Raw genomic sequence first — 18060 nt, forward strand, 5'->3', positions numbered from 1 at the left:
GGGATGTCCCGCCGCCTGGCCAGGGGCCGCGCGGCGGGGGTGAGTCGGTCCGTCTCGTGCTCCGGCTGCGCCTGGTCCCGAGGGCGGCGGGGGCGCCGGGGCGACGCCGGTCCGGTGGCCGAGTCGTGCGGCGGCCTGGCGCTCGCGGCCCGGTGGCGGCGCGTCCCGCTCCGACCCGCGCCACGAGGGCACCGTCCTGCGCGCCCCCACCGCCCCGAGCGACTCGTCATCCGGTGCGGCGGGGATGTCCCGCCGCCTGGCCAGGGGCCGCGCGGCGGCGGTGAGCCGGTCCGTCTCGTGCTCCGGCTGCGCCTGGTCCCGAGGGCGGCGGGGGCGCCGGGGCGACGCCGGTCCGGTGGCCGAGTCGTGCGGCGGCCTGGCGCCCGCGGCCCGGTGGCGGCGCGTCCCGCTCCGACCCGCGCCACGAGGGCACCGTCCTGCGCGCCCTCACCGCTCTCGCGGCCGCAGGACACGGCCTTGCTCTGCTGCCCCGTTCCGCACGGTCGCCGTCCCGCCCACCGTGACCCGGGGCCTCCGCCGCACGGAACTCCTGCACGGCGGACCTCCCGGGGAGGGGCGCAGGAGGTGGTCCGGAGGCTGGTGGGAGCGTGTGATCACCGCGCCGCCCCGGTGGTCCCGGGGCTGGGCGCGTCCCCGCGCTCGCTCGCCCCTGGAGGTCATGGCTACCCTCCGCCACGCTCCGGCCAGTCTCACCCGTTCGTGTCTCGTCGCGGCCCGGCGCGCCGGGTAGACCATCAGCCGGAGGCGAGCGAACCATGGAACAGACTGCGTTGCGTCCCAAGCCGATGCCCGGTCAGGACCGGCGGGAGGGTGGCACCCCCGTCCCGCCCCACCGCCCGCACGCCGCGCCACGGCGCGGACGGCGGCTGCGGACCCTGCTGTTCGCCGTGTGCACCGGGACCCTGCTGGTGCTGTCCGGCGTCGGCATGGGCACGGTCGGCGCCACGGTGATCGGCATGAGCCGGCTCGCCGAACTGCAACGCCAGGCCCCGCCGGGCACCTCCCCGGCCAGGGCCACACCCACCGCCCCCGCCGCCACCCCGCGCCCCGCTCCTGCCGCCGCGGCCGGGGTGACCCTGGGCATCGAGGCCGTCGACGCCGAGAAGGCGGGCGCGCTGGTCGTGGGCGTGCACGTGCCCGGCCCGGGCTACGCGGCCGGCCTGGTCCGCGGCGACGTGCTGCTGCAGTTCGGCCCGGTCCGCGTCGACAGCGCCGCCGACCTCGCCCGGGCCGTCGCCCAGGCCGGCCCCGGGAAACAGGTGCTCCTCACCGTGCGTCACCGCGGCGGGGGCTACCAGCAGTTGACGGTCGTGCCCGGCGTGATGACCTGAGCGGGGCGCGGGCCCTGCCTCACCCTCTCGGTCACCCCGGGAAACCCGCTGGTCACCATCCGCCCCGCGCGCCATGATGGCCCCATGCCGAGTCCCTTCCGAGCCGACCGCGCCCAGCGGGGAACACCGGCGATCGGCTCGCGTGACCCTGTCCGGCCGGGCAGGATGCTGCCCGAGACGCCGTCGCCCGTTTCCCCACCCGTGCCCGGAGGCCCGGATGACCGGTAGTACGCCCGCGCTCTTCACCGCCGTGGACCACAGGGCCCGCATGGAGCGTGCCGCGCGCTCCGCGGCCGACGCCGGCCTCGCGGGACTGCTCGTGGCCCCGGGACCGGACATGGTCTGGCTCACCGGCTACACGCCCACCGCCGTCACCGAGCGGCTCACCGTACTGGTGCTCACCCCCGGCCAGGACCCCGTCCTGGTCGTGCCGACCCTGGAGGCCCCGGACGCCGAGCACGCCGTCGGCGCCTCCACGCTCACCCTGCGCGACTGGACCGACGGCAAGGACCCCTACGCCGTCACCGCCGCCCTCCTCGACGGCCACGGCCGCTACGGCATCAGCGACAACACCTGGGCCATGCACCTGCTGGGCCTCCAGCGGGCCCTGCCGGACACCTCCTACGCCTCTCTCACCGACGCCCTCCCCATGCTGCGCGCCGTCAAGGACGCCGCGGAACTGGAACTCCTCGCCGCCGCCGGAGCGGCTGCCGATGCAACGTTCGAGGAGATCCGCAAAGTTCCCTTCGCCGGCCGCCGCGAGTCCGAGGTCGGCCAGGACCTCGCCGGCCTGCTGCGCCGCTTCGGCCACGAGCAGGTCGACTTCACCATCGTCGGCTCCGGCCCCAACGGCGCCAACCCGCACCACGAGGTCGGCGACCGCGTCATCCGGCGCGGCGACATGGTCGTCCTGGACTTCGGCGGTCTGAAGGACGGCTACGGCTCCGACACCACCCGCACGGTCCACGTGGGCGAGCCCACCGAGGAGGAGCGCCGGGTGCACGACATCGTCCGCGAGGCCCAGGAGGCGGGCTACCAGGCCGTACGGCCCGGGGCGGCCTGCCAGGACGTCGACCGTGCCGCCCGCGCCGTGATCACCGACGCCGGGTACGGCGCGTACTTCATCCACCGCACCGGACACGGCATCGGCGTCACCACGCACGAGCCGCCGTACATGATCGAGGGCGAGGAACAGCCCCTCGTGCCCGGCATGTGCTTCTCCGTCGAGCCCGGCATCTATCTGCCCGGCCGCTTCGGGGTGCGCATCGAGGACATCGTCACGGTGACCGAGGACGGCGGCCGCCGCCTCAACAACACCACGCGTGACATGGTCATAGTGGACTGAGAGACCACACGGAGACCCAGGAGACACACTTTCCGACGACATCCCGGAACGGCGACGCGCGAACCCATGACCCAGGCACCGACACCTACCGCGGACACCGTCCGCCGACTGGTCCGTTCGCTGCTCAAGGAGGGCGGCGACGACACCGCGGGCCCCGACGTACGGCCCGTGACGGAGGGTCTCGACTACACGTGGTGGGTCGGCACCCGTCATGTGCTGCGCCTGGAGCCCGACCGCGAGGCCTCCGTGCTGCGCCGCCGGGAACTGCGCCTGCGCGACCTGGTCCGGCCGCACGTGCCCGTGGCCGTCCCCACGAGCGTCGCGCACGGCGACTGGGCGCCCGGCCTCGCCTACACCCTGGACACCAAGCTGCCCGGCGGCACGGCCGACGAACACGACGTCTCCGCCATCGGTGAGGCCGACCTCGCCGGGCTGCTCACGGGCCTGCGCGCGGTGCCCGTACGGCAGGCCGAGGCGCTCGGCGTGCCGCGTACCGCGCCGCGCTCCCTGGAGGCGCTGCGCCGCATGGCAGTCCACGCGGCCGAACGGCTCGCCGCCGCCGACGAGTTCGACGCCGCCCGGATGCACCAGCTGCCCCCGCCCGGCGCGGCCCAGCTCGCCGCGCAGCCCGGCACCGCCGTCCTCACCCACCACGGCCTGACCGGAGAGCACGTGGTGGTCAGCGCCGACGGCCGGGTGCGCGGCATCCTGGACTGGACCCGGGCGGCCCTGGGCGACCCCGCCGAGGACATCGCCGGCCTGGCCGTCGCCGTCGGCTCCCCGGCGTCCGTACGCGCCGCCACCCTCGCCGGGTACGGCGCCCGCCCCTGCCTGCGCGGCCTGTGGCTCGCCCGCTGCGACACGGTCATCCGGCTCGCCGCCCACCTGGAAGGCCGCGCGGGCGGTTCCGCGGTGCTGCTCCGGACCCAGCTGCGGCGCGCGTGGGAGCCGATCCTGCTGGAGCGGTTGTCGGACTTCAAGGAGGACGAGTCGGAGCCGTAGACGGTCGGGCCCGGGCGTGCACCGCCCGCCCGACCGCCGCGCCGGCCCTGCTGCCCCGGGCCGGTGGGGCCGGCGGGACGGGTGGCGTGCCGCCGGCGCTGTGGGCAGTCGGACCGCGGACGGTACGGCCGGGCGCGGAGGCACCGGCCAGCGCCCGCCCGGTGCCCCGGGAGCCGCAGCCCCGGCACCCCCGCCGCCTCGGCCGCGGAGCCCGGTTCAGGGCTGCGCCAGCACCACGCACGACTCCCCGGGCACCTGGAGCAGGCCGTCCTGGCCAGGCGGTTCGACCTGGTCCCAGGCCGCGAGAACCACCGCGGGGCGGGTGCCCAGGGGGATGGCCGCCGGTGCCTTGCCCAGGTTCACCGCCACGCACACGTCACCGCGCCGGAAGGCCAGCCAGCGGGCGTCCTCGTCGTACGCCACCTTGGTGTCGGCCAGGTCGGGATCGGTGAGGTCCGGCTGCTCGTGGCGGAGGGCGATCAGCCGGCGGTACCAGGCGAGCACGCGCGCGTGGGGCTCGCGTTCCGGTTCCGACCAGTCCAGGCAGGAACGCTCGCGGGTCGCCGGGTCCTGCGGGTCCGGTACGTCCTCCTCGGCCCAGCCGTGCGCCGCGAACTCCCGCCGCCTGCCCCGCCGTACCGCCTCGGCCAGTTCCGGATCGGTGTGGTCGGTGAAGAACTGCCAGGGCGTGCCCGCCGCCCACTCCTCGCCCATGAACAGCATCGGCGTGAACGGCGAGGTCAGCGTCAGCGTCGCCGCGCAGGCCAGCACACCGGGGGAGAGGCGGGCGGAGAGCCGGTCGCCCTGGGCCCTGTTGCCGACCTGGTCGTGGGTCTGGCTGTAGCCCAGCAGCCGGTGCCCGGCCACCCGCGCGCGGTCCAGCGGCCGGCCGTGGTGCCGCCCCCGGAAACCGGAGTACGTGCCGTCGTGGAAGTAACCACCGGTGAGCGTCTTGGCGAGCGCGGCGAACGGGGCACGCGCGAAGTCCGCGTAGTAGCCCTGCGACTCCCCGGTCAGCGCGGTGTGCAACGCGTGGTGGAAGTCGTCGTTCCACTGCGCGTGCAGCCCGAGGCCGTGCTCCGCGCGCGGGGTGATGACCCGCGGGTCGTTCAGGTCCGACTCGGCGATCAGGAACAGCGGCCGGCCCAGTTCCCCGGCCAGCGCGTCCACGGCCGTCGACAGCTCCTCCAGGAAGTGGCACGCGCGCGTGTCGTACAGGGCGTGCACCGCGTCCAGCCGCAGCCCGTCGACCCGGTAGTCCCGCAGCCACGCCAGCGCGCTGCCGACGAGGAACGCCCGCACCTCGTCCGAGCCGGGCCCGTCCAGGTTCACCGCCGAGCCCCACGGCGTGTGGTGCGCGTCGGTGAAGTACGGCCCGAAGAGCGGCAGACAGTTCCCGGACGGGCCCACGTGGTTGTGCACGACGTCCAGGACGACCCCCAGGCCGAGTTCGTGCGCCCGGTCCACGAACCGTTTCAGCGCCTCGGGACCGCCGTACGGCTCGTGCACCGCCCACAGCGACACCCCCTCGTAGCCCCAGCCGTGCCTCCCGGGGAACGGGCACATCGGCATCAATTCCACGTGGGTGACGCCCAGTTCCACCAGATGCTCCAGCCGGGCCGCGGCCGCGTCCAGGGTGCCCTCGCGGGTGTACGTGCCCACGTGCAGCTCGTAGAGCACCGCACCCGGCAGCCCGCGCCCCGCCCACGGCCCGCGCCACGCGTACCGCCCGTGGTCCACCACCGCGCTCAGCCCCTCCGGGCCGTCCGGCTGGCGGCGCGAGCGCGGGTCGGGCCGCACGGGCCCGTCGTCCAGCGCGAAGCCGTACCGGGCGCCGTCCCCGGCCTCCGCCTCCCCCGTCCACCAGCCCGCCCGCTCCGGATCGCGCGCCAACGCGTGCGTGCCGCCCTCGCAATGGAGCGTCACTCGGCCTGCCTGCGGTGCCCACACCTCGAACTGCACGGACGGTTCCCCTTCGTCTGTGATCTCTCGCCTGCTCACCGTGATGTCCCGCGTCCCCATCGTGCCCGCCGGGACGATCAAACCGCTTTCGAATCCGGCCTTTCCCGGTGGGTGTCGTGGAAGTACCCGCAGATCGGCGCCGATTCCCCGTTTTCTGGACACCCGGGGTTCACTGCCCGACAATCGCCTGCGTGACGTCGTCCTTCGAGTTCTCCACCTACCCCGCGCGGCTGTCCGACGCGCAGCGCGACAAGGCGCTGCAGGTGCTGCGTGACGGCGTCGCCATGGGCCGGCTCTCGCACGACACGTTCGTGCGCCGCATGGAGCTGGCGCTGGCCGCCCGCCGCGCCGACGAACTGGCCGCCCTCGTCGCCGACCTGCCCCGGGAGAACCGCTTCTCCCGCGCGGTCTTCGGCACCGTCGAGGCCGTCTCCGGGTTCACCGTACGGCTGCGCCGGGCCTGGCAGGCCGAACGGCTGCCCAAGCTGCTGCTGCCGCACCCGGCGCACACCCACCCGCTGCGCATCGGCCGCGACCCGGCCAACGGGCTGCGCCTGAACCACGAGACCGTCTCCCGTGTGCATGCCGAGCTCAGCCGCCAGGGCGGCATGTGGGTGCTCAGGGACCTCGGCTCCACCAACGGCACCACCGTCAACGGCCGCCGGGTGATCGGCTCGGTCGTGGTCCGCGAGGGCGACCAGGTCGCCTTCGGCAGGATGGCGTTCCGGCTCGCCGTGAGCTGAGCGGCGCCGGCCGGTGGCGTGCGAACCGGCTCACCCTCACGGGCGGGTGACGAACCGATCGGGTGAGCCGGGCTGTGGAAGGCGGGCCTGTGTGCCGATGCATCGGTCATGACGTACATCACCCGAGTCACCGCCGCCGTCGGCGCCCTGCTCACCTGTGCCGGCCTTCTCGCCGCGGCCCCGGCCCAGGCGGCCCCCCGCACCACGTTCCCCCTCAGCGACAACTGGCTCTACGTCACCGTCACCCCCGGCGAGCGGGCCCAGTCAGGTGACAAGCACGGCACGCTGCTGCTGTGCGACCCGCTGCCCCTGGGGTACGCACGTGCGGCCGAGGCCTGTGCCGAACTCGCGGAGGCCGACGGCGACATCGCGCGCATCCCGCAGAAGAAGGGGGTCTTCTGTCCGATGATCTTCGCCCCCGTGACCGTCCGGGCGCACGGGCAGTGGAACGGCCGGCCGGTCGACTACCAGGAGACCTACTCCAGCAAGTGCGCCATGGAAACACGGACGGGAGCGGTGTTCGCCGTCGACCACTGAGCCCGGCCGCCGGGCGGCGCGACACGGGCGGCGCGGAGGCCTCACGCCGCCCGTTCCCGGGCCTGCTGCGCCGCCACCAGCACCGTCCGGGACTGGTGCTCCACCTGGTGCTCCAACGGCACCCAGCGGGCCCGGAACCGCGCCGCGAAGGCATCGCACCAGTCGACGACGAGCTGTTCCAGCCGCGGCGCCGCCCGGTCGTCGGTCTCCCGCAGCACCCGCAGCAGCATCGCCGCCGCCCGCAGCGGCAGCCGCCGCCCGAAGGCGTCCACACTGCCGACGTACGCCATCGTCGTAGCGGCCGGCGGGGTGTGGATCCAGTCCTCGGCCAGGCCCGGGATCAGCTCCAGCGCCCAGCGCGCCGCCCGCAGCAGCGGACCGTCCGCGCCGTCGAGGCGGGGCAGCGCCTCGGCGAGGATCCGCTCCACCTCCAGCGAGTCCCGCAGCAGCCGCTGCGCCAGGCGCCGCATCGCCGCCGCCGGTGCCGGGTGCGGTGCCGGATCGTCGACCAGGTCGCTCGCCCACATCGGCACCTCCACCACGGCCGTCAGACCGCCGTAGCGGTGCGCGTGGTACCAGGTGCTGTGCCGGGCGTCGTCCGGCATGCTCGGGTAGGCGGCGCCCGAGTCCGGGCCGGGCATGACGTGCACCCCGGGGCCGGAGGCCGGCCAGCCGGCGGCGTCCGAGGCGCCCGTCTCCACCGGGATGTGCAACTGCGCCGCCGACTTGGCGAACGGCTCCGCGAGCCCCGGCACGTCCTTGGTCAACTGCACCCAGCTGCCGCCCAGATCGGTGCCGTGCAGGGTGACCTGGAGGTAGGGCCGCAGCTCGTCGATCACCCCGGTCAGCGCCCGGGTCTCGGGCGGCAGCCGGTCCGGCGGCAGCACGGAGGGCGACCACTCCGGCTGCTCGGCGCCCGTCGGCCGGTAGAAGCCGAGGTGGTAGTCGAGCAGGCTGCGCGGCGCCGGCGTCACATGCAGGCTCGCCCCGTCCGGATCCGCGCACAGCAGGAAGTGCCAGGACGTGTCTGCCCGCAACTCCCGCTCGGCCAGCACGCGTTCGGCCAGCACCCGCAGTGTGGAGCCCCCGGTCGGCTCGTTGGCGTGGGCGCCGGCGACCACCAGCACCGCCCGCCGGGCGTGCCCCACCGACAGCAGGTGCAGGGGTCTTCCCCCGCGAGAGACGCCCACCTGCCTGAGCGAGGACAGCCCGGGTTCCTGAGCGGCCAGCGCCTGTGCAGAGGCCACCAGTTCGGGAACGCTGGGATAGCGCAGCTCCGGCAGAAGACTCACCCCCGACTTGTTCCCGCCCGGCCTCGCCCTCCAAGTCCCGCACGCGAAAGGTGAACTGTCAAGCATCTGACGGGGGAGGCTACCGGGGCGCCCGGACGGAGTCGCGGGGGCGCGGCGAGCGCGGTGCGTGCCGTGGGTTCACTGCTGATGCAGGCCGCGTCCCGCGAGCGTCAGGAACACCTCGCCCACCGCCTCCGACAGCGTCGGGTGCGCGTGCACGTGCCGGGCCACGTCCGAGGGTTCGGCGTCCCAGCCGACGATCAGCTGGCTCTCGGCGATCATCTCCGACACGTTCGGGCCGACCAGGTGCACCCCGAGCACCTGCCCGCCGCCGGCCTCGGCGACGACCTTCACCATGCCGCCCAGGCCGTGCACCATGCCCTTGGCCACGGCGGTCAGCGGCATCGTGTTCACCTCGACCTCGCGCCCACGCGCGCGTGCCTCCGTCTCACTCAGCCCCACCGAGGCGGTCTGCGGCGAGGAGTACGTCACCCGGGGCACGGCCGCGTAGTCCACCGGGGCCGTCCGCAGCCCGGCCAGCGTCTCCGCGACCAGCAGGCCCTCCGCGAACGAGGCGTGGGCGAGACCGAGCGAGGGCGGCGGCAGCAGGTCCCCGACGACGTGGATGCCCGGCACGGCCGTCTCCAGCCGGTCCCAGTCCGCCGGTACGACGAACCCCCGCTCGTCCGTCGTCAGGCCGGCCGCCGCCAGGTCCAGGCCCTCGGTGACCGGCGCCCGGCCCACGGCCACCAGCAGCCGCTCCGCCCGCACCGTGCGCGTCTCGCCCCGCGCGGTGCGCACGCGCGCGCGTACGCCGTTCTCCAGCACCTCCGCGTCCAGCAGCCGCGCGCCCGCCTGCACATCGATCCCGCGCTTCTTCAGCCCGCGCGTCAGATGACGGCTCACCTCGGCGTCCTCCAGCGGAACGATCCGGTCCGCGGCCTCGACCACGGTGACCTCCGCGCCCATGGACCGGTGGAAGGAGGCGTACTCCACGCCGATCGCGCCCCCGCCCAGCACCAGGACGGATGCCGGCAACCCCGGCGCGAACAGGGCGTCGTCGCTGGTCACCACGCGCCGCCCGTCCGGTTCGAGCCCCGGGAGCGTGCGCGGGCGTGAGCCGGTCGCGAGCACGAGGCCCCGGCGCGCGGTGAAGTCGTGCACGCCGGGCGCGGGTTCGCTCTGCGCGAGGCCGGGCGTGGGTTCGCTCTGCGCGAGGCCGGGCGTGGGCAAAGAGTGCGCGCCGGGCGCGCTCCCAAACGGCGCGCACTCCGTCCCCACGCCCTCCACGCCCCCCGCGCCCTCCACGCGCACGGTGGGCGCTCCCGTCAGCCGTGCGCTGCCCCGCACCACCCGCACGCCGGCGTGCGCCAGATGCGCCTCGACCCCCTTGTGGTTGCGCGCCACGATGTCGTCCCGCGTGGCCACCAGCGCCGCCCAGTCGACCGAGTCCAGCGTGGCCTTCACACCCCACCGCTCGCGCGCCTCGGCGATGCCGTCGACCAGTTCGGCGGCGTGCAGCATCGCCTTGCTCGGGATGCAGCCGCGGTGCAGGCAGGTTCCGCCGACCTTGTCGCGTTCGACGAGGACGACGTCAAGTCCGAGGGCGGCGGCGCGCAGGGCGGTGCTGTAACCGCCCGTGCCGCCGCCGATGACGATGACGTCCGCAGTGTTCGTGGCCTGTGTGGTCATGTCCCCACCCTCCGTCCGGCCCTCGTCATGAGTCCAAGGCAATGTTCTTGTGGGCGCCATGCAGGATGCTTATGGGGCGATGCTCATGACTCGTAGGGGAGGGGCGCGGAGTTGAGCCTGCGGCAGATGGAGTATTTCGTGACGGTCGTCCAGGAGGCGTCCTTCACCCGCGCGGCGGAGGCCCTGCACGTCACCCAGCCCGCGCTCTCGCACCAGATCAAGGCGCTGGAGAAGTCGGTCGGCGGCGCCCTGCTGGAGCGCATGGCCCGCGGCGTGCGCCTCACCCCGATGGGGCGGGCCTTCCTGCCGCACGCCGAACTCGCCGTCCGCAGCGCCGCGCAGGCCCGCCGCGCGGCCCGCGCCACCGCCGGCGCCGACGGCGGCGAACTGCACGTCGCCACCCTGCACTCCCTCGCCGTGGGCGTCCTGCCCGATGTCCTCGCCCGCTGGCGCAAGGCCCATCCCCGGGTCCTGCTGCGGCTGCACGAGTACGCCACCGCCGAGGCCCTGGAGGAGGCCGTCCAGCGCGGCACCGCCGACCTCGCCTTCGGTCCGGTGCCGGACGCCCCGCCGGGCATCGTCGTACCGGTCGGCGAAGAGGAACTCGTCCTGGTGGTCCCGTTCGACGACCGGCTGGCGGGCCGTACGACGGTGACGCTGCCCGAACTCGCCGACCGCGCCTGGGTCCGCTGCGCGCTGGAACCCGTCGTCCACGGCGAGCGCTTCCTGGACTGGGCCTGCGGCAAGGCCGGATTCCGGCCGCGGACCGCCTTGTGGACCGAACACTCCTCCACGGCCGTGCGCATGGCGGCCGCCGGGGTCGGCGTGTGCACCGCGTCGGCCGACGTCGTGCGCGGTGCGGTGGGTGAGGACTGTGTGATCCTCATCCCCGATCCGGCCTGGAGGCGCCCTCTGGCCGTCTACGCGCGCGTGCCGCCCACCGGCGCCGCCGAGGCCTTCGTGGACCTGCTCCGCGCCACATGGCCCGCCCCCGCAGCCGCCCCGGCCCGCTGAGGCTCTTCAAGCGGTTTCCCCTGTGCCGCTCAGCCCTCGGCGACCCGCTCCAGCAGCACCACCGGCAGCCGGTCGAAAAGGTCCGCCACGCGTGCGTGCCCCGTGAACTCCCGTCCCTCGGTGAGCACGTCCGCCCACCGCCCCGGCGGCAGGGCCAGCCATGTCTCCCGCCAGCCGCCCGCCTCCGCGAGCCGCAGCGACAGCCGGGTCACCGCCGTCACCACCTCACCGGAGCGCGCGAACGCCACACAGTGCCCGGCCGCCGGGCCCTCGGCGGCGAGCGGGTCGTACGACGCGGCCGCGCCGAAGGCGCCGGGGCGCCGTGCGCGCAGCCGCAGCGCCGCCGCCGTCAGCGCGTCCTTCTCACCGGGCGCCTCGGGAGGGAACGCCGCCGGACGCCGGTTGTCCGGGTCCACCAGCGCCCGGTACTCGCCCTCCGTGCCCTGATAGACGTCCGGCACGCCCGGCATCGTCAGATGGACCAGGGCGGTGCCGAGCACGTTGGCCCGGATGTGGGGTTCCAGCGCCTTGCGGAAGGCCGCCACGCGCTCACCGGGCGCCCCGCACGGCCCCGCGGTGACGAACGCGGCCACCGCCTCCTCGTACGGCGGCTCCTGCTCCGTCCAGCTGGTGTACATACCCGCCTCGCGCACATGCTTCAGCAGCGCCTGCCGCACCCGCTCCTCCCCGGCCGGCCCCAGCCCGAACACCGTCTGCCAGGCCGCCCAGGCCAACTGCCCGTCCGGCACGCCCACGCCCTCCTCGGGTCGGTTCACCTCGGCCAGCAACTCCGTCCACCGGTCGGGGCACTCGGTGAGCACGGCCAGCGCGGCGCGTACGTCGGCGCTGCGCTTGGTGTCGTGCGTGGAGACCACCGTGCCCGTGTCCGGCCAGTCGCGCTGCACGCGCGCGCAGTAGGCGTGGAAGTCCTCCGGGGACACCCCCGGCCGGCCCGGATCGCCGCCCACCTCGGTCGCCGACAGCAGCGGCACATAGCGGTAGAACGCGGTGTCCTCCACCGACTTCGCGCGCAGCGCCGACGCGGTCTGCGCGAACCGCGTGCGGAACTCCACCCGGTCGGCACGGTCCGGCGCCGACGGGTCACCGGGCGGCTCGACCAGCAGCCGGCGCACGATGCCGACGGCCTCCGCCTCCTCGGGCACCACGAAGGCGAGCCGGGCCTCTTCGGCGGCCTCCTCGGTGACGACGGCGGAGGCGTCGGTGGAGGCGTACGGCCGATACACCCGCATCCGGACCAGCAGCTCCTCCACGGCCGTACGCAGCGCCCAGGGAGCCCGGTCGCGCAGGCCGAGGTCCGGCGAGGTGGCACACACGCGGGTGGCCACCCGGGTGAGCCGGTCGGTCTCGGCGGCCAGCTCGTGCGTGAGCACCTTGTAGGCGGCCCGCCGTACCGTCGCCTCCCAGTTGCCGCCCCGGTCCGTCTGCGGCGCCGCGAACGCCCGGTACCGGCCCAGCAGTTCGTACGCCCCTGTCTGGTCGGTGAACAGGCCGTCCACCTGGCGCAGGGCGTCGTAGCCCGTGGTCCCCGCGACGGGCCAGGACGCCGGCAGCCGCTCCCCGTCGGCGAGGATCTTCTCCACCACCGTCCAGCGGCCGCCGGCCGCCTCGTGGAGCCGCGCGAGGTAGCCGTCGGGGTCGGCGAGCCCGTCGGGGTGGTCGACGCGCAGCCCGTCGAACACGCCCTCGCGCAGCAGCTGGAGGATCTTGGCGTGGGTGGCGTCGAACACCTCCGGGTCCTCCACGCGCAGCCCGATCAGCTCCGAGATGCTGAAGAACCGCCGGTAGTTCAGCTCGGTGCGGGCCAGCCGCCACCACACCGGGCGGTACCACTGGGCGTCCAGCAGCTGCGGCAGCGGCAGGTCGCGGGTGCCCGCGCGGAGCGGGAAGGCGTGCTCGTGGTACCGCAGCACGTCACCGTCGACCACGAGGTGCTCCAGCTGCGAGCCGACCGGACCGCCGAGCACCGGCAGCAGCAGCCGCCCGCCCTGCGCCTCCCAGTCGATGTCGAACCAGCGCGCGTACGGCGAGCCGGGCCCCTCGCGCAGCACCTCCCACAGGGCGCGGTTGTGCCGGGGCGCCATGGCCATGTGGTTCGGCACGATGTCGGCCACCAGGCCCAGACCGTGCTCCCGCGCGGTCCGCGCCAGCGACCGAAGGCCCTCCTCGCCACCCAGTTCCTCGCGCACGCGCGCGTGGTCCACCACGTCGTAACCATGCAGGGAACCGGGCACCGCCTCCAGGACGGGCGACAGGTGCAGATGCGAGACGCCGAGCGAGGCCAGGTACGGTACGGCGGCGGCGGCGGCGGCGAACGGGAACGCGGGCTGGAGCTGCAGCCGGTAGGTGGCCGTGGGCACCTCCGGTCCGGGGCGCGCAGAAGTCATGGAAACCTACGTACCCAGCCCGCCGCCTTTCGTGTCACCGGCCCCTGAACGGACCCGTACTCGCCCATCCGGCCCATGCGAGGACAACGTCCTGTACGCGCGCGTACCGGACAGGCAGCCTCGCCGGCGTGGGCCGCCGCCGCGCGGACCCCGGCTACGCCGGCCGCTGCAGCACCGTCATGCTGCGGTCGGGCAGGGTGATCCGGTCGCCCGCCGCGACCTTCGTCCCGGACCCCGGCGACACCCCGTTCGGGCAGGCGGTGTCGACGACGACCTGCCACTGCCGGCCGTGGTCGACCGGCACCAGGAAGTCCAGCGGCCCCGGGGAGGCGTTGAACATCAGCAGGAACGAGTCGTCGGTGATGCGCTCCCCGCGCGCGCCGGGCTCGGAGATCGCGTTGCCGTTCAGGAACACCGTCAGCGCGGACGCCCGCGACGAGTCCCAGTCCCGCTGGGTCATCTCGCTGCCCTCCGGAGTGAACCAGGCGATGTCGGACAGCTCGTCGTGGGTGCCCTCCACCGGACGGCCGTGGAAGAAGCGGCGCCGGCGGAAGACCGGGTGGTCCCGGCGCAGCCACACCATCGCGCGCGTGAACTCCAGCAGGTCGCTTTCCAGGGACTCCGGCCAGTGCACCCACGACAGCTCGCTGTCCTGGCAGTAGGCGTTGTTGTTGCCGAGCTGGGTGCGGGCGAACTCGTCGCCGTGGCTGATCATCGGCACGCCCTGGGACAGCATCAGCGTGGCGATGAAGTTCCGCATCTGCCGGGCGCGCAGCGCGAGCACCTCCGGGTCGTCGGTCTCGCCCTCCGCCCCGCAGTTCCAGGACCGGTTGTGGCTCTCGCCGTCCCGGTTGTCCTCGCCGTTGGCCGCGTTGTGCTTCTCGTTGTACGCGACGAGGTCGTGCAGGGTGAAGCCGTCGTGGCAGGTGACGAAGTTGATCGAGGCCAGCGGCCGGCGGCCGTTGTCCTGGTAGAGGTCCGAGGAGCCGGTCAGCCGGGAGGCGAACTCCGCGAGCGCCCGCGGCCTGCCCCGCCACAGGTCCCGTACGGTGTCCCGGTACTTGCCGTTCCACTCGGTCCACAGCGGCGGGAAGTTGCCCACCTGGTAGCCGCCCTCGCCCACGTCCCAGGGCTCGGCGATCAGCTTCACCTGGGAGACCACCGGGTCCTGCTGCACCAGGTCGAAGAACGACGACAGCCGGTCCACCTCGTGGAACTGCCGGGCCAGGGTCGCCGCGAGGTCGAAGCGGAACCCGTCGACATGCATCTCGGTGACCCAGTACCTCAGCGAGTCCATGATCAGCTGCAGCACGTGCGGGGACCGCATGAGCAGCGAGTTCCCGGTGCCCGTGGTGTCCATGTAGTAGCGGCGGTCCTCGGTGAGGCGGTAGTACTGCCGGTTGTCGATGCCCTTGAAGGACAGCGTCGGGCCCAGATGGTTGCCCTCGGCGGTGTGGTTGTAGACGACGTCCAGGATGACCTCGATCCCGGCCTCGTGCAGCGCCCGGACCGCCGACTTGAACTCCAGCACCTGCTGGCCGCGGTCGCCCCAGGAGGCGTACGCGTTGTGCGGGGCGAAGAAGCCGATGGTGTTGTAGCCCCAGTAGTTGCTCAGGCCCATGTCGACGAGCCGGTGGTCGTTCACGAACTGGTGGACCGGCATCAGCTCCAGGGCCGTCACCCCGAGCTTGGTCAGGTGCTCGATCAGCGCCGGATGCGCCAGTGCCGCGTACGTGCCGCGCAGTTCCTCCGGCAGTTCAGGATGACGCATGCTCAGGCCCTTGACGTGGGCCTCGTAGATCACCGTGTGGTGGTACTCGGTCCGCGGCGGCCGGTCGTCGCCCCAGTCGAAGTAGGGGTTGATCACCACGGAGGCCATGGTGTGCGGGGCCGAGTCCAGGTCGTTGCGGCTGTCCGGTGCGCCGAAGTGGTAGCCGTACACCTCCTCGCCCCACCGGACCGTGCCGCTGACCGCCTTCGCGTACGGGTCCAGCAGCAGCTTCGCGGAGTTGCAGCGCAGTCCGCGCCCGGGGTCGTACGGGCCGTGCACCCGGAACCCGTACCGCTGTCCCGGCATCACGCCCGGCACGTACGCGTGCCGCACGAACGCGTCGCTCTCGCGGAGTTCCACCGCTGTCTCCGAGCCGTCGTCGTGCAGCAGACACAGCTCTACTCGGTCCGCGGCCTCCGTGAAGACCGCGAAGTTGGTTCCGGCGCCGTCGTAGGTGGCGCCGAGCGGATACGCCTGTCCAGGCCAGACCTGCATGGCTACGACTCTCCCAGGTGTGCCGCCGCCCCGGGGCCGCGTTGGCCCCCGAGTCGCCCCCAATTGACGGAACCACACGTGTCTTGCGTCCCTCTTACCCACCGACCGGCGCACATGGCGGCTCTCGTACCCGCTGCGTGCCGAACCAGTGGGGCGACACGTACTCCCGTGAACCACGGGGAGCAGGGGGACATGTGCGTGAGACAGTGCACCGCCATCTGGGCAAGTTAGTGGCAGGAGTGGCCATCGCGGCGGTGGGGACCGCCGCGATGGTCGCGATCACCCTGCCGGGCACGGCGGGGGCGGACACCTCGGCGGGGGCGAGAGGCGGTACGCGGGCCGGGCAGGGCCCGGACGGGGTCCGGCCCGGAGTCGTCGAGCAGGCGCCCGCCGAGCGCGGCAAGGGCACCGGCCGGGATCCGCTCACCGACGACGAGATGCGACGGGCCGAGAAGTTCGCCCTGAACGGGCAGTTGCCGATCACGGGCGAGAACGTCGACGGCGGACGCGGACCGCAGCGGCTGAGCGTCGACCTCGCCGAACCCGAGCCCGGCGAGGCGGACGACCCGGCCGCGCCGCGCCGGGCCGACATCACCTTCTACGACTACAAGAGCGACACCCTCGTCACCAGGACCGTCGACCTGGACACCGGCAGGGTCGAGGGCACCACCACCCAGCACGGCGTGCAGCCGCCACCGAGCCGGGACGAGAACGCCGAGGCCGCCCGGCTCCTGATCGCCTCCCCGCTCGGCGCAGGCCTGAAGGCGGACTACAAGGACGCCACCGGCAAGGAGCTCACCTCCCCGGACCAGCTGCTGCTGAGCGGCGGCGTCTACCGGGCGGCTCCGGGCGCCCAGCCGGCGGTCCTGGACCCGTGCGGCAAACACCGGTGCGTCCGGCTGTTCACCAAGGTCAGGAACGGGCCCTGGATCGACACCAGGTCCCTGGTGATCGACCTGAGCGCCCGCAGGGTCGCCGCCCTCGACCACGGCTGACCGAACGTTTCCCCAGACCTGTACCTCCTGAAAGGGAGCCATATCGTCATGCCCGAGTACGGAATCCGCCGTGCCCGCAGGGCAGCGGCCGTCGGCCTGACCGTGGCCTCGCTGGCCGCCGGCGCGACGACCGCCGCCGGACCGGCCGCCGCCCGGCCGGGAACGGCCGCCGCGCCCGCCGCCGACTGCGGCGCCGCCTACCGCATCGAGCAGAAGCTCTCCGGCGGCACGACCTGGCGCATGTGCTGGCACTACGACAGCAAGGCCGGTCTCGTCCTGGAGGACATCAGCTACCAGCCCCAGGGCGAACCGAAGCCGATCAAGGTCCTCAACAGCGCCAGACTCGCCCAGATCCACGTTCCCTACGACGACGGGAAGAACGAGTACAGCGACCTCACGGGGCAGGACTTCGCGCAGGCGCTGATGAACCTCTCGCCCGCCGAATGCCCCGGCGGCACCATCAGGACCGTCAAGGTCCCCGACGCCGTGGATCCGCGGCACCCGGACGTCAACGGGCTGTGCACGACCACCCGGGCCCGCGGCCACGCCTACCGCATGCACGACATGGGCACGGACAAGGTCTACCAGGCCCAGGGCAAGGACCTCCTCGTCTACACCGTCAACCAGGTCGGCTGGTACGAGTACATCACCGAGTGGCGCTTCCAGGACGACGGCCTGATCGCCATGAACGTCGGCGCGACCGGCTGCCTCTCCTGGGACGACTACGACTCCGGCGACGGACGCGGCTGGCCCATCGGCAAGGGCGCCAAGGCCTACGCCACCAGCCACAGCCACAACGTCTTCTGGCGGCTGGACTTCGGCCTCGACGGCTCGTCGAGGACAAAGGTCGAGCAGTACGACTCGGCCGTGAGCCCGCGCACCTCAGGACAGCAGGGGCCGACCACCCGGACCACCCGCACCGAGGTCACCAGGGAACTCGCCGGCGACCTGAAGGACTACCGCTGGTGGCGGGTGGTCAGCGCGACCGGAAAGAACAAGGACGGACACGCACGTTCGTACGAGATAGTCCCCGGGCCCACCACCAAGTACCTCGGCCGCGGCTTCACCGAGCACGACCTCTACGTCACCGAGTACAACCCGTGCGAACTGTTCGCGAGCGACAACCCGAAGTGCGGCCAAGGACACCCCGCATCCGTGGACGGATGGGTCGGCGGACAGACCCTGACCCACCCGGTGATCTGGATGAACGTCGGTTTCCACCACATCGCGCGGGACGAGGACCAGCAGCCCATGCCGGTGCACTGGCAGGGCTTCGCCATCGCACCCCGGGACGTGACCGCTATGAATCCGCTCACTCCGAGTGACCTGGCATGGCAGAACGGCCATTGGGAGCCGCGCAGTTGAGCAGAACAGTTGAGAAACCGACCTGTCCATCCGGCTGCACCGCCCACCCCTCGCGGAGTACCCTTCCTTGATCGTTGAGACGGGAAAGGC

Annotated in this window: 13 protein-coding genes; 8 read left to right on the forward strand and 5 right to left on the reverse strand. The window is 73.6% G+C overall.

What is annotated here, in order from left to right:
• Positions 1-776 precede the first annotated feature (776 nt).
• The 3 genes from ACWDEN_RS34830 (at position 777) to ACWDEN_RS34840 (ending at position 3699) form a co-directional block, all read left to right on the forward strand.
• Positions 777-1352 carry a PDZ domain-containing protein gene (locus ACWDEN_RS34830; protein WP_450861861.1) on the forward strand — a complete coding sequence of 192 codons (576 nt, stop codon included), beginning with the start codon at positions 777-779 and terminating at the stop codon, positions 1350-1352.
• Between the two features lie 217 nt (positions 1353-1569).
• Positions 1570-2697 carry an aminopeptidase P family protein gene (locus ACWDEN_RS34835; protein ID WP_450861863.1) on the forward strand — a complete coding sequence of 376 codons (1128 nt, stop codon included), beginning with the start codon at positions 1570-1572 and terminating at the stop codon, positions 2695-2697.
• A 66-nt stretch (positions 2698-2763) separates the two neighbouring features.
• Positions 2764-3699, forward strand: a complete 936-nt coding sequence (locus ACWDEN_RS34840) for a phosphotransferase family protein (protein WP_450861865.1) — start codon at positions 2764-2766, stop codon at positions 3697-3699.
• A gap of 216 nt (positions 3700-3915) precedes the next feature.
• Here the strand turns inward: ACWDEN_RS34840 and treZ are convergent, their stop codons facing one another.
• Positions 3916-5661 (reverse strand): malto-oligosyltrehalose trehalohydrolase, encoded by a 1746-nt coding sequence (gene treZ, locus ACWDEN_RS34845; protein ID WP_450861867.1) that lies wholly within the window; start codon positions 5659-5661, stop codon positions 3916-3918.
• A gap of 191 nt (positions 5662-5852) precedes the next feature.
• Here treZ and ACWDEN_RS34850 point away from each other — a divergent pair, with 191 nt between their 5' ends.
• Entirely contained in the window at positions 5853-6404 is a 552-nt protein-coding gene (locus tag ACWDEN_RS34850) for an FHA domain-containing protein (protein ID WP_450861869.1), read from the forward strand.
• 108 nt (positions 6405-6512) lie between these two features.
• Entirely contained in the window at positions 6513-6941 is a 429-nt protein-coding gene (locus ACWDEN_RS34855; RefSeq protein ID WP_351607498.1) for an SSI family serine proteinase inhibitor, read from the forward strand.
• 41 nt (positions 6942-6982) lie between these two features.
• Here the strand turns inward: ACWDEN_RS34855 and ACWDEN_RS34860 are convergent, their stop codons facing one another.
• Positions 6983-8233: a M14 family zinc carboxypeptidase gene (locus tag ACWDEN_RS34860; RefSeq protein ID WP_351607497.1), complete on the reverse strand. Its 1251-nt coding sequence runs from the start codon at positions 8231-8233 to the stop codon at positions 6983-6985.
• Positions 8234-8371: 138 nt separating this feature from the next.
• Positions 8372-9925 (reverse strand): dihydrolipoyl dehydrogenase, encoded by a 1554-nt coding sequence (locus ACWDEN_RS34865; RefSeq protein WP_450861871.1) that lies wholly within the window; start codon positions 9923-9925, stop codon positions 8372-8374.
• Positions 9926-10036: 111 nt separating this feature from the next.
• On the opposite strand from ACWDEN_RS34865, the gene ACWDEN_RS34870 reads away from it, so the two are divergent.
• Positions 10037-10939, forward strand: a complete 903-nt coding sequence (locus ACWDEN_RS34870; protein ID WP_351607493.1) for a LysR family transcriptional regulator — start codon at positions 10037-10039, stop codon at positions 10937-10939.
• 29 nt (positions 10940-10968) lie between these two features.
• On the opposite strand, the gene treY is transcribed toward ACWDEN_RS34870, so the two are convergent.
• On the reverse strand, positions 10969-13344 hold the full coding sequence (treY, locus tag ACWDEN_RS34875; protein ID WP_450861874.1) for a malto-oligosyltrehalose synthase: 2376 nt from the start codon (positions 13342-13344) through the stop codon (positions 10969-10971).
• Positions 13345-13498: 154 nt separating this feature from the next.
• Complete coding sequence (glgX, locus tag ACWDEN_RS34880) at positions 13499-15610, reverse strand: glycogen debranching protein GlgX (protein WP_450861876.1); 2112 nt, start codon at positions 15608-15610, stop codon at positions 13499-13501.
• A 194-nt stretch (positions 15611-15804) separates the two neighbouring features.
• Between glgX and ACWDEN_RS34885 the strand changes: the two genes are divergently transcribed.
• Positions 15805-16605 carry a Tat pathway signal sequence domain protein gene (locus ACWDEN_RS34885; RefSeq protein ID WP_450861878.1) on the forward strand — a complete coding sequence of 267 codons (801 nt, stop codon included), beginning with the start codon at positions 15805-15807 and terminating at the stop codon, positions 16603-16605.
• 48 nt (positions 16606-16653) lie between these two features.
• Positions 16654-17970 (forward strand): copper amine oxidase, encoded by a 1317-nt coding sequence (locus ACWDEN_RS34890; RefSeq protein WP_450861879.1) that lies wholly within the window; start codon positions 16654-16656, stop codon positions 17968-17970.
• Positions 17971-18060 lie beyond the last annotated feature (90 nt).

The organism is Streptomyces sp. NPDC001153 (assembly GCF_053598315.1).